The following is a 13,284-nucleotide window of genomic DNA, read 5'->3' on the forward strand; positions in this document are numbered from 1 at the left end:
ATGCTTCGCCCCTACAGGACGCGGGCCGATGAAGACGCAAGGTTTTGAACGACGATTCTCTCAAAATCTTGCACCTGTTTCGCGAGAAAAGCCCCAAAACCTTTACTTTGCCTACATTTCAAATTTATTCAGCAAACCCTAATTAGTGCTAGGAGGGCTAATAACCGTGAACGAAGAACATATTACCAGAGTTACCCGCGAACAGTGGGCGAAGTTGAAAGGCAAAACAGACTGGAAGAAAGTTAAAGGCATGAGTGAGGCAGAAATTGCCAAAAACGCCCTAGAAGACCCCGATAATCCACCGCTGCCGGCTGATTTTTTCGATGAAGTCGTGGAATGCACCCCGGTTTCCTTGAATCCCTAGCCCCCCGATTAGTAACTGGATTTAGGGATTTTATCGGGCTGTATTAGCCTAGACTAACACAGCCCCAAGTTACCGTTTAAATGTCCAAATCGGTAAGATTTAAACGTGATCCGTGGGTTTCGATAAATTCTCGCCGGGGGGCAACTCGATCGCCCATAAGAATGGTAAATAATTCCTCTGCTTTGGCTGCGTCTTCGATTTCCACCCGTTTTAAAGTGCGAGTTTCGGGATTCATGGTAGTATCCCAAAGTTGTTGGGGCATCATTTCTCCTAACCCTTTAAAACGTTGGATTGTGTAGTTAGCATTAGAGGGAAATTCCGCTATCTTTTGCTGTAATTCTCGATCGCTATAGCAGTAGGAATGATTTTTACCGCGTTCCAATTTATAGAGAGGAGGACAGGCGATATATACATAACCTTGGTCAATTAAATTCTTCTGATAACGATAGAAGAAAGTTAACAACAAAGTTCGGATGTGCGCGCCATCCACATCAGCGTCAGTCATTAAAACAATGCGATGATAGCGCAATTGTGAGGGGTCGAAATCTTCTCCTTTAATTCCTAAACCGAGGGCGGTAATTAAGGATTGAATTTCCGTATTTTTGTAGATTTTGGCATCATCGGTTTTTTCGATATTGAGGATTTTTCCCCGCAGAGGTAGAATCGCTTGAAAACGACGATCGCGCCCCTGTTTGGCACTTCCGCCGGCGCTGTCACCTTCGACGATGTAAATTTCTGACCTTTCTGGGTCTCTTTCGCTACAATCAGCCAATTTACCCGGTAAAGGTGAGGATTCCAGGACCGATTTCCGTCGTACTAAGTCCCGGGCCCGTCGGGCCGCTTCCGCCGCTTTGTACGCTTGTACTGCTTTTTCGATAATCGTGTCGGCCACTTGGGGATTTTGTTCTAAGTATTCGTTGAGAGTTTCCCCCACCAGGGAATCAACAATACCCCGGACTTCGGTGTTACCCAATTTGGTCTTGGTTTGTCCCTCAAATTCCGGTTCGGGGACTTTTACGGAAATAACGGCGGTTAAACCCTCGCGGACGTTTTCCCCCGCTAGATTAGGCTCGTTTTCTTTAATTTTATTGCGTTTACGAGCGACATTATTTAAAGTACGAGTCAGAACTGCCTTTAATCCTTCTAGATGGGTTCCCCCGTCAATGGTGCGGATATTATTAGCAAAACCGAGAATATTGTCGCTATAGGCATCTATACACCACTGAAACGCCACTTCGATATTAATTCCGTTCTTTTCCCCCGATACATAGATAATATCTTTGTGCAGGGTTTCTTTTTCCCGACACATATAGGCGACGTATTCTTTAATACCCCCCTCATAACAATAGGTTTCGATGTGGGGTTCTTCGGGACGGTAATCGCTAAAGGTGATTTTAACACCGGCATTTAAGTAGGCTAGTTCCCGTAAACGTCCGGAGAGGGTACTGTAATCAAATTCGATGCCTTGGCTAAAAATTTCGGTGTCCGGCAGGAAATTAACCCTAGTTCCCGTTTTTTCCTCTTGACTGGGACTGCTGACCAATTCTGTGACGGGGATACCTCTTTCGTAGCGTTGGGTATGTACTTTATGATCGCGCCAGACGGTGACATCGACCCATGCAGAAAGGGCATTAACTACGGAAATCCCGACTCCGTGTAACCCTCCCGACACTTTATAGCCACCACTGCCAAATTTACCGCCGGCATGAAGTATAGTGAGAACGGTTTCGAGGGCAGATTTACCCGTGGTCGGGTGAACATCGGTGGGAATACCCCGGCCATCGTCGGTAACGCTGACGGAACCATCGGCCTTGATATCCACTTCGATATGAGTACAGTAACCCGCTAGGGCCTCATCGATCGAGTTGTCCACCACTTCATAGACTAAATGATGTAGTCCCCGCGGCCCAGTCGTACCGATATACATCCCTGGCCGCTTCCTGACTGGTTCTAACCCTTCGAGAACTTGTATCTGTTCCGCGCCGTAGTTACTTGTCATAAAATTTCCCTAAAAAGGCTGTGATCCCTGATTGAACCTAAATGAATGGCAAAATCTTCAAAAATTTTAGCACATAAGGGTTAAAGACTGCTTAAATGCCTTTAGGGAGAATTTTTTATTGGGGTTGGGGTGTTGGTCAGTAAACAGTGAGCAGTAAACAGTGAGCAGTAAACAGTAAAAAGGCAGCTGCGAGCTTGTCCCTTAATACTATTCACTGAAAACTCACACCTGAAAACTCGCACCTGATCACTGATAACTGATAACTGATAACTGATAACTGATCAATAGTCCTTAAACACTGTCATCCTCAAATTTATAACCGACACCGACTACAGTTTTGATAAAGATCGGATTAGCAGGATCGGGTTCTACTTTTTTGCGTAAGCGTCGGATATGGGTATCTACTACCCTTTCATCGCCAAAAAAATCATTTCCCCAGAGATTATCGATTAATTGGGTGCGACTCCAGACGCGATTGGGATAGCTGACAAAGGTAGCTAATAAATTAAATTCTAAGGTGGTTAAATCGAGGGTTTCCTCTGGCATTCCCTCCAATTTACGAAGAGCAGAATGTTGATCCAAGTCGATAATAAAATGACGGCTGCGATGGATTTGTTGGGGTTGGCTATCGTGTCTTAAACTACGTCTTAATAATGCCCTTACCCGCGCGGTTAATTCCCGGGGACTAAAGGGTTTGACCATATAATCGTCGGCTCCCGTAGATAGGCCGATAATGCGATCGATTTCTTCTCCCCTAGCGGTTAACATGAGAATATAGGGGTCTTTTGTCCCGGGTTTTTGGCGAATTCTAGCACACAATTCTAGTCCGTCTAATTCGGGTAACATTAAATCTAAAATCACTAATTCTGGTTGCTTTTGATAAAATAGTTCTAGTCCTACCCTACCATTATAAGCCAGATGACAAGTAAATGATTCCCGCTCTAAAGTTTGCTGAATCAAATGGGCGATTTCAATTTCATCTTCGATAATAACGATATCCATACAAAGGAAAAAGGTTACAAATATCTAGGCATATTTTAACATATTAGTCATTCATTTCTTACTCAAGCTTGGACATTGAAATAATTGTAATTTTTGAGATTTTTTGGGGGGAGAGTTGGCAACTCTCCCAACTTTTGTGGACTGGGGACTTTTCAAGGTAAAGGGACAAACTGCTCACCGGAGGGAGTTGATCGCACTTGAATTAACACTGGTTGACCGATGCGATCGCCAGTATTGGGATCAAAGCTAATTTTTCCGGTGGCCCCTGTTTGATGAAAATTGCCGGAGCGCAGCAGGGATTGTAGGCCCTGACGATGAGGATTTTCCCTTAAACCGGCAATAATCACCCGTGTAGCGTCAAAACTGGTGGCTGTGCGCCAACTAACCGGACCGCGCCACTGTTCCTGCATAAGATTGGCAAAAGTCTGGTTAACCGAGGGGTGCCAGGGTGCGGCAAGGGTTAAACCTTGAGCGTTTTTGCCGCCATCTTCGAGGGTGCGAATATTGTAGAGGGTGGGACTACTAAACAGAGGCAAACGCTGACGATTGGAGCGAATAACCTCAAAAACGGGATCGAGACGATCAACATGAGCGACGACAAATAGGCCGTTAGCACCCCCAGAAATCGCCTGATTAAGAGCTTGATCGGCCTTAAAATTGGGTACACTCAGATCGCAGACAATCGGCACAATTTGACCGCCTTTTTTCGCCACATTAGCCATCAACTCATCTTTAAAGGAAATATTATCAGGAGCTTGAGAATCGTAGCAAAAAGCAATTTTCTGGACTTTAGCTGTATTTACTATGTAATTTGCTAAGGTTTCCGTAATTTTGCCGTTAGAAGCCACCAGACGAAAGATATAATTTCCCGCACCGGAGAGATTATTAGCCAGGGAGGTGGGAGAAATCATCACCAAACCGCCTTTTTCGTAGATGGGAGCGGCGGCTAAACTGGCATCGGAGGCATTATGACCGACAACAGCGATAATATCGGGATTTTTGACTAATTCACCGGCTACCTCTTTCGATATCTGCGGCTGATTATCGTCATTAACCACGATAACCATCAGTTTTCTGCCGTTGATCCCTCCCTGTTGATTGATCTGGGTTTGTGCGCTGGCGACTCCTCGCAATATTTCCTGAGCGACGTTGGGATTTTTCGCCGGCACAACAACGGCGATTTTGAAGGGATTTGAGCCAGTTTGCAGGTTGCTGAGATAAATTACGCTTTCGGGATCGTTGGGATGTTGAGCAAGGGATTTTTGCAGGAGTTGCTCTGCTTCTTGGTGATCACCTTGAGCAATAGCAGCGATCGCTGATTCTTTGGTGGTGTTAGAATTAGTTTTGATCAGGAGATGATTGCCGTAACTGATGCGGGGATTATTATCGGCTTTTGGGGCAAATATTGCCAATATTTGGGGAAAAAGAAACCAACCGATCAACCCCAGTAAAACATAGGAAATTGGCGGTAAACCCGCTTTTTTGCCAGTCTTTGTCATCGCTTTACTCCTTAACTTTGCTGATTGAATTCAGCTAAACGGCGGTTAATTTCGTCATCAAGGCTTAAGAAATCGATTTCTTGAGCTAATTTCTCGCTATAGTTCTCGCTTAATTCACTATAGGCGTTTTCTTTTCGATAACGGTCTTTAATCGCTTCATTGGCATCCTCAAAGCGATCGCGGGAGGTATTGAGGTTGAGACTACTATCAAATTCGTTTATTTTGCCTAAAGCCTCATTCATGGAACTAATCGCTTTTAAGTTGCTCATTTCTAATTTATAATGCTCGATTTTTTCCTGCTCTTGGCGAAGTTTTTCCTTAGCAGCAATGACTACTTTTTCGGCATTATCGACCCGATCTTTCATGGCGGGTAGAATTTTTTCTAGGGAGAGAACCTTAACCATAGCTAGTCTTGCCGCTTCTTGAAGACCTTTTTTTTGAGCGGTGACAGCCTGTTGTAAGTAGTTTGTGTGTTCCTGTTTTTTCGCCTCGTATTGTGCTTGAGCCGATTGCTGGGCTGCTACTACTTTCGCCACCGATTCTGTCAATTCCGCTAGAGATTTTTGCATCAATTCTAGGGATTCTTTGGCCGATTCTACGGCAATTTTGCCGCCGGATTCGATAGGAATACCCCACAACCAATTCCAGATCGCAACGAGAGAATTTCCTGCCTTATCACCGATCAGCCAAAAAATCAAGGCTTTTGGGGTTAATTTTTTTAACAATTTCATGCCGTCTGTCTCCTAGAGGTGTTACCTGTTAATTAGGAGTGATGGTCAACTTTAATGCAGTGGATAAGGTTAAGTTTTGTAAAAAGTCTTGACAAGGATAGGAAGGTTTAGACTGGACCGGCAGATTTAATGGGAGCGAGGGGGACAAATCGACCCTTTTTGACCTCTAGAATCAAGTAGCGGCGATCATCAGGATTATTGTTCATGTTGCGGACACCATTCTCATCGAATCTAACAGTGCCAGTCATTCCTTCAATAGAAAAATCGTTTCTTAAAACTTGATTTAACAATTCTCGATCGAATTTTTGTCGTTGTTGGTATAACTTTCGCAAAGCGGTGAGGATAACTTTGGTCGCATCGTAGGCCATGGGAGTGCGCCAAACATTGATCTTATTTTGCCAAAAACTGTGGAGATAATTATCTTGTTTGAGATCATACCAAGGCACGGTGATAACTAAATTTTCTACTCCTTGTTTACCTTCTGCAAGGGTGAGATAACTTTGAAAAGTGGGTGAACCTAAAGTTACTAAGTTTAACTGTTGTGCGGGACGTTGCTTAAAGATACTGACGGCTCTTTTCAGATCATTAACATAGGGAGCAACCATGAGAATATTTACTTGATACTGAGCAATTTTTTGATAAATTTCCTGTTCATCTAAATTAACTTCTGGTTCGATATTGCAGTCAAAATCTTTATTTTTAACGATTTTTTGAAAGCGCTGACCGAGGAGAATGTTTTTATATTTGTTAGCGAAGTTATAATTATCCCCAGAGCGATTATCGTAACAAATTAAATTAGTGGGGTTTTGGATAATTAGCTTGTCAGTTTGTTCGCGGATGTATTCACTTAAGGTTGTGGCAAAAGTTTCCATCTCGGGAACCATCTTATACATATAGCCATTACCGGAGATTTTCGGGGAAAAGCTGGTGGGAGATAGGGCAACAATTTTCCCTTGTACATAGATATCTTTGGCCGCTTCACTAGCAGCAGAAGCATTATGACCAACCACTGCTATAATTGACCGATCTTTAACAAATTTTTCGGCTCGATCTTTGGCATCTCCGGGGCTATTATTATCATTAGCGACCAGTACCTGTAGAAAGTGAAAATCAGGGTTTTTGGCCTGTTCATCGTTTAACTCCTGTTGCAATAAAGCAATACCTCGTAAAATTTCTTGAGCAATTTCTGGATTATTACCAAAAGGAACACTGGTGGCAATTTTTAAGGAACTTCTGTCTTGATAGGCCGCACGAGCGTTATTATAATAGATGCGAATCTCTGGATTATTGGGCAAGCGATCAAGGGATTTTTTAAAAAGCTGAATTGCTTGTTTATATTCTTTATTTTTAAAAGCTTGTCTTCCCCGTTCAATAATGTTATCTTGTCGGTTTGTCTTTAATAATATTTCTTCACCTAAGCTAATTTCTGGGTATTTACTGGCATCATCAGAAAATACTCCTCCCCAATATAAAACTGATAAAGTTACCAGAATACTTAAAATAAATAACAGAGCTTGTTTCCAGTGACGCAATAGACGTACAGGCCAACTTTGACCATAATCTTCTTGGAGACCGTCTCCTATATTTTCAGGAGGTAAAGGTAAAATTAATGGTGGTTCTTCAGGATTTTCTATCAAACGAGGCAGTAAAGAAGAACTAGCAGCATCCACCTCAAATTCGTGTAATCTTAATTCTTGTCGAGCGATTGTTAAGGATTCTTGTAGGGATTTATGTCCAAGAAAATTGGGAAGAAAAACTTCTAGAAATCTCAAAGCAACCCGCACAGCGATGGGTTCTTTCATAACAATAATATGGGGTACTCCGATATTAGCCAACTGACGACCAATACCCAACCCATCGCAGGAATTACAGATAACAAGTTTTAAGCCTTTTTTAACAGCTATTTCTAGGGAATTTCTTAAGTTATGTGCAGGAGATAAAGCCGTATCATTATCAATGATAAAAACTCCATCGTGACCGTCGCTACTGGTTTGACTATGACCTAAATAAACTACAATATCCCATTGATTTTTGATCAACTCATTGTGAATATTTTTCGTTGAAAGAGGAACTTCTGAACTGGGACTCAATATTTTCATAGAAACCTTATCTGGGTTTCCTAGTACCGTTTGCAAACTGGATAAACACAGGGAATTATGCTGGTTTTCGATGTCAATATTACCCAAAATTACTAAAACCTTAATCGGAGAAGTCAGGTTAATTATCGGGGGATTTCTCTGGATAGTAAGAGCAATTTCCACATCGGGACACCATTCGTGTAAAAAATTCCAACACTCCCAGGGAATTTGTTGTAAATCAAAGTGGGTAGTTTGGATAAAAAATCTTACTTCTGACTCAGTACCTATATGGAACAAAATATGATTTTGTATCGAACTCAGATAACTAGAGTTTAGCCATTCATTTAGGCTATCTTTTAAAGTTTTAGTGGCTTTTCTGAGGTTGTCTCTAGGATCACCTACCGCTGCATTGGTGATCATACTATGAGGAACGGTAATTCCTAAACTGGGTTGACTTTTTACCCAATGATAATAAGCTCGACGATAATTTTGCAAAGCGTCAGCAATGTCAAGGTTAGGGACTAATTTACCCTCGGCAAAAGGTGCTATCAAGCGATGATTGTCACGAATTTCTAGAGTGACGGAAAATCCCGTTGCAAAATTTCCCTCCCCAATTTTCAGAATCACAACTCTGCTCATGTCTTTATCCTTGACATTTTCTGCTATCTCTATTAAATACTAAACTGCTCGGTAATGCTACTGTTCCCTAAACTTAGGTTAACATTAAAGCGATCGTCGGCATCAGCTAGAAAATAAAGTTGTAGATAGCTATCTAAGGGTTTCTCCCTTGCTATTGCTTCTAAACTGGGGATTAATTGCCCTATTTCATCGCTAATTTGCAAAGATAAACCGGGGGGTAGCTTGGCAAAATTGTCCATGGCATAGGCACGAATTAAGACAGCAATTCTCTGGTCACTGGTCGATAAAACTCCCACCATTAAAGCGATTTTATAACCCATTAATTGACTACCCACATCGAGCATTTTACGGATAGCAGCATTAGGATAATGAGGATCGATATTCCAGAGATATTCGGCCGCTTGCCAGCGAATAGTTTCATCTTGGGTTTGATGTTGCAGTTTTGCCAAAGCTTCCTCTGGGGTTAAATGTTCCCAAAATTCCACCTCTTTTTGACTAGCATACAGTTGTCTAATTTCTCGCTGAATATCTGCTGGAGATTCTCGGCCGCTGATTTTTTCGGCAGCCAACAAAAAACCCGGATTAATTGGACGATAACTGTCGATGGTGTTGAGGATTTCCTGCCATTTTTCGCTAATAATTCCCTGCAACCATTGACTAAGTTTAGTGGGGATTACCTCTAAACGCTGCTGATAAAGTTTTTCTCGCCATTGTTGATTATTCAACAAAGCTAACCACTGCTGAAAACTAATATCTAATCTCGGAGAATAGGGTGAAACTTGACTTAACTTTTTAATTAAATTTTCTGCTGTTGCTGGCGATAAGTTTGCTAAAGATTCCAGTTTTCCTTTTTCACTCTCTCCCTCTAAACAACTCTGCCAAAGAATATCTAAATCATCAATTATTTGCTCACTGTCCAAATAATATTGATGGTAAATTGGATCGTATTCTGCGAGATTTTTAACATCTTTTCTAGATATAAAACCCCAGATATTGAGAAATTTTTCTGCTAAATCTACCTGCACCCCTAGATAAAAATCCGCCGCTAAATCGGGAATATCAACCCATTCTTGCTCTATTGTCAATCCCTCAATGTCAATCGCTTGACTGGGAATAGTAGTAACTTTTTTATCTTGAATTTGCCAAGTAAACCCGTTAATAAACTCCCAAAGATACTGATGATTTTCAGGTATTATTTGAAGGGAACAATCAAGATTATCTTTCAGCCAATTGCTTAAGCATATTTGCACTAAATAATTAATCAAGGCCTGATTTTTGGCAGTTTGATTAGAGTATTGACCGAGAATCGATCGAGCTTGTTTAATCTCTGTTTCTGAAAAAGTTAGCCAAAGGGATTTCGGGTTAATTTGTTGCAAAATATCGAGGTGGACTTTCATGGTATCTCCTAACAGATTAGATTTGAGTTAAGTAGGACTGACAAAAATATTCTAGATAAGCATCGATCTCTTGTTTTTGCCGAGATTGTAATTTAATCTCATTTAACAACTTAGGACAATCTTTGCCTTCCCTTGCACAGAGTAGCTGATAAATTTTTTTACATAATTGGGTTATTTCTCGACTAATAGTAGATGAGTGAACTCCCAATCGATTAGCGATCTGTGCTTGCGTCATCTTTTGATGATAGTAACAATATACAATCTGTTTAACTTCATCCTCAAGAGTGATTAATAACTTCTTAATATTTTCCTGAATTTCTTGCTGTTGTAGTAAATCTTTACTTGGCTTTTTGCTGGGGAGATTTTCCCAAAAGTAATTGCTATTATCGTCATAATTAGTAGGCTCAAATCTAGAGTAAGGAGGATCGATATGATTACGCATTATCTCCCCTATTTGATTGAGTTTTGCTTGCACTTCCTCAACGGTGAGAATAACTTGCGGTTGTAACTGCTGTAGGCGATCGATTACTTGTTGCCAATCCTCCTCTTGCCACTTATCCAATGATCTAAGAGAAGCTTTTTTAACCTCTCGAAAACAGTTAAATATTAGCAGATGATTCTCGGTAAAGATACCCGATGTTCGTAAAAATTTTTGAATTTTATTCGCACTAAAAAGACTGACTATACCGAGATTAGTCCTGCCAATGGTTTTATACTCTCCTCGCAGAAAATTATAGAGAGTATTTCTCAATTTTTTATCTGTCCATTTTTCTAAGATTAAGCGAAAAAATCCCGGTTTGGTCTTGTTATCCTGAAAATTACCGTAAAAATTGCTAGGATTATTAATGATTGCCGTAGAAAGCAAATTCAGCAAATAGTAGAATAGGGTTTCATAATCAGCATCGATCCGATGGCCAACATTTTGATAGACCCTTTGAGTTACCATACAGGAGCGATATTGTAAAAAAACCATCCAATGGGACTTGACTAATTGGTTATTAGGCTCATTCTGTAACCATTGCCACAGATAAAAATACACCGCTTCATCATTGGCCACGCTTCGAGCGATCGCAGCGAGTGATTTTCTTAATTGTGGCACTTCCCACCAGAAAACTCGATCGCCTTCAATGGCCTTAATCGTAGTATAAAAGTACCTAACGCTCATCTCTATCACCGGCTACAGGTATCTGATATCTGATTAGGTAAAAACCGAGGATTTTCTGCCAGAGTAGCAAATAAATTCAGTGATTCCCTTGCCAAGCGCACCTCTTTCTCTGACAATAGATGAGAGACTGATGAGAAACTATCAGTTATAGTGAGACAGCCTTAGCAAACCAGCAAAAGACTCATAAATTAACTCTGAGCTGCCACAAATTGCCGTCATATCAACTTCTAGGACAAAAATAAGAATGCGAGTAACTTTTACCGAAAATCAGGGTTTTAGAAAGGAATTGAATAAACGGGTTGATGCTTATTTTACCGAAAACGGCATCCCCACCAGAGATAATTTTGCCATGTACCTGAAGACGATCACGATTTTAATCTGGGTAATTGCCGCTTGGCTATTTGTGCTTTTTGGTCCGGATATCTGGTGGCTAAAAATTATCGGTTGCATGGTTTTAGGAGGAGGATTAGCAGGGATTGGTTTTAGCATTGGTCATGATGCCAACCATGGCGGCTATTCTAGTAAAAAATGGGTTAATTCTCTCCTTGGCATGACCTACGATTATATCATCGGTGCTTCCAGTTATCTCTGGCGTTTTCGTCATAATTATCTCCATCATACCTACACCAATGTTTTAGGGTACGATGTGGAAATTCACGGCGATGGTATCGTGCGAATGACTCCCCATGCCGAGCATAAATGGTACCATCGTTATCAACATTTATTTATCCCGATTATCTACGCTATAATTCCTATCTATTGGTCATTCTCCGATGTGCGCTCTATCCTCTTTTGTAATCGTTTTGGCGAGATTAAAATTCCCAATCCTAAACCGATCGATCTATTCGTTTTATTGAGCGGAAAAGTTGTTTATCTTTTTTGGTTTATTGGCATTCCTCTCTTAGTTGGTTATAGTCCCCTAGAAATAGCGATCGGTTTTCTCATTACTTTTATGACCTATGGAGTGCTTGCCTGTCATGTATTTATGTTAGCTCACGTTTTGGAACCTGCCGAATTTATTCAACCCTCGGAAACCAACCAAATCGAAGACGAATGGGCAATTTTTCAAGTGCGAACTACCGTGGATTTTGCCCCCAAAAATGCTTTTTTAAATTGGTACTTAGGGGGATTAAATTATCAAGTAGTCCACCATCTGTTCCCGCAAATTTGCCATATTCACTACCCTAAAATTGCCCCAATTTTAGCGGAAGTTTGCCAAGAATTTGGCGTTAATTATGCCGTTTATCCCACCTTCAGGGGTGCTTTAGCTTATAATTATCGTTGGCTCAGACAATTAGGCAATAAACAAAGTAATTTCGATCTCAAATTAGCCAGCTAAATATCAGTTATCAGTTATCAGTTATCAGATGTAAGTTATCAGATGTAAGTTTTAAGTTAATTAGTTAGTTAGTTAGTTATCTTTATCTTTATACCTGTTTACTGTTTACTGTTTACTTATCACTATTTACTGATCACTGATCACTGTTTACTGTTTACTGATCACTGAAAAATGAACCTACCCAACTCGATTACCCTATCGCGACTCTTGGGACTGCCATTAATTTTATACTGGTTGCACCAAGGCACAGAAATCGATCGCTGGTTAAGTTTAATTATCTTTCTGATTGCTGCCAGCACCGATTGGCTCGATGGTTATCTAGCGCGAAAATTAAATCAAATCACCGAATTAGGTAAATTTCTCGATCCTTTAGTCGATAAATTGTTGGTTCTTGCTCCTCTTTTAGCTCTCATTGAAATGGATTTAATTGCTGCTTGGGGAGTATTTTTGATTCTTGCTCGGGAATTAGCGATCGCTGGTTGGCGCATTAATCCCAATTTAACAGGAAATAGCGACATAAAAGGAGCTAATTGGTGGGGAAAAAGCAAAACAGTCAGCCAAATTATCGCTATCGCTCTCTTAATTGCTCCCTTGCCTTCTGAATATAATTTAATTGCTCAGGTGGCTTTTTGGCTATCAGTAACATTAACCTTAATTTCTGGTCTGGTCTATATCACACCCAGCCGAAAATTAACAGAAAATTCAGAAAAACTTAATCATTAGCAATAATTGAGGAAACAAACCTAAAAAATAACGATAGCCTAATCGGGGGTGATGGCAACGATAACCTCAACGAAGGCCTTGACACCATCACCGATTTTAACCCTACTGGGGGCAATGCCGATACTATCCAAGTTTCTGCCGCTGGTTTCGGGGGTGGACTGACTGCTGGTGCTTTGTTGGCTACACAATTCCGGTTCGGTGCGGAGGCTCTCTTACTCTTTGTGTGATAAGTTTAACTTACTATGAGGAGCGATCAATCTTTGTGTCCTTTGTGTCTTTGTGGTTCCTTCCACTAATCTCAGGATAGGGGGTTAAAATGCGTCTGAGCTTACTTTAAACTGAAGTTCG

11 protein-coding genes are annotated in these 13,284 nt (G+C 41.0%); 3 read left to right on the plus strand and 8 right to left on the minus strand.

What is annotated here, in order from left to right; all coding sequences use genetic code 11:
* Window positions 1-166: 166 nt before the first annotated feature.
* Entirely contained in the window at window positions 167-364 is a 198-nt protein-coding gene (locus tag IM475_RS00005; RefSeq protein WP_041804248.1) for a hypothetical protein, read from the plus strand.
* Window positions 365-440: 76 nt separating this feature from the next.
* Here IM475_RS00005 and gyrB read toward each other — a convergent pair whose 3' ends face one another.
* From gyrB to IM475_RS00040, 7 genes are all read right to left on the minus strand, one after another.
* A complete protein-coding gene (gyrB, locus tag IM475_RS00010; protein WP_002781027.1) occupies window positions 441-2,363 on the minus strand; it encodes a DNA topoisomerase (ATP-hydrolyzing) subunit B in 1,923 nt (640 codons plus the stop codon).
* Window positions 2,364-2,654: 291 nt separating this feature from the next.
* On the minus strand, window positions 2,655-3,365 hold the full coding sequence (locus tag IM475_RS00015) for a response regulator transcription factor (RefSeq protein WP_287726137.1): 711 nt from the start codon (window positions 3,363-3,365) through the stop codon (window positions 2,655-2,657).
* Window positions 3,366-3,517: 152 nt separating this feature from the next.
* Window positions 3,518-4,864, minus strand: coding sequence for an ABC transporter substrate-binding protein (locus IM475_RS00020; protein WP_287726140.1), 1,347 nt, complete (start codon window positions 4,862-4,864; stop codon window positions 3,518-3,520).
* An 11-nt stretch (window positions 4,865-4,875) separates the two neighbouring features.
* Window positions 4,876-5,595: a PspA/IM30 family protein gene (locus IM475_RS00025; protein WP_287726142.1), complete on the minus strand. Its 720-nt coding sequence runs from the start codon at window positions 5,593-5,595 to the stop codon at window positions 4,876-4,878.
* A gap of 107 nt (window positions 5,596-5,702) precedes the next feature.
* Window positions 5,703-8,312 carry an ABC transporter substrate-binding protein gene (locus IM475_RS00030; protein ID WP_287726144.1) on the minus strand — a complete coding sequence of 870 codons (2,610 nt, stop codon included), beginning with the start codon at window positions 8,310-8,312 and terminating at the stop codon, window positions 5,703-5,705.
* Window positions 8,313-8,344: 32 nt separating this feature from the next.
* Window positions 8,345-9,709, minus strand: coding sequence for a DUF1822 family protein (locus tag IM475_RS00035; protein ID WP_287726147.1), 1,365 nt, complete (start codon window positions 9,707-9,709; stop codon window positions 8,345-8,347).
* Window positions 9,710-9,725: 16 nt separating this feature from the next.
* Window positions 9,726-10,874: a sigma factor-like helix-turn-helix DNA-binding protein gene (locus IM475_RS00040; protein WP_287726149.1), complete on the minus strand. Its 1,149-nt coding sequence runs from the start codon at window positions 10,872-10,874 to the stop codon at window positions 9,726-9,728.
* Window positions 10,875-11,118: 244 nt separating this feature from the next.
* On the opposite strand from IM475_RS00040, the gene IM475_RS00045 reads away from it, so the two are divergent.
* Window positions 11,119-12,213 (plus strand): fatty acid desaturase family protein, encoded by a 1,095-nt coding sequence (locus IM475_RS00045; protein WP_287726152.1) that lies wholly within the window; start codon window positions 11,119-11,121, stop codon window positions 12,211-12,213.
* Window positions 12,214-12,384: 171 nt separating this feature from the next.
* Entirely contained in the window at window positions 12,385-12,936 is a 552-nt protein-coding gene (gene pgsA, locus IM475_RS00050; RefSeq protein WP_287658155.1) for a CDP-diacylglycerol--glycerol-3-phosphate 3-phosphatidyltransferase, read from the plus strand.
* Between the two features lie 38 nt (window positions 12,937-12,974).
* On the opposite strand, the gene IM475_RS00055 is transcribed toward pgsA, so the two are convergent.
* Window positions 12,975-13,124 (minus strand): hypothetical protein, encoded by a 150-nt coding sequence (locus tag IM475_RS00055; protein WP_287726153.1) that lies wholly within the window; start codon window positions 13,122-13,124, stop codon window positions 12,975-12,977.
* Between the last annotated feature and the right edge of the window lie 160 nt (window positions 13,125-13,284).

Source organism: Microcystis sp. M061S2 (assembly GCF_020245605.1).
Classification (GTDB): Bacteria; Cyanobacteriota; Cyanobacteriia; order Cyanobacteriales; family Microcystaceae; genus Microcystis.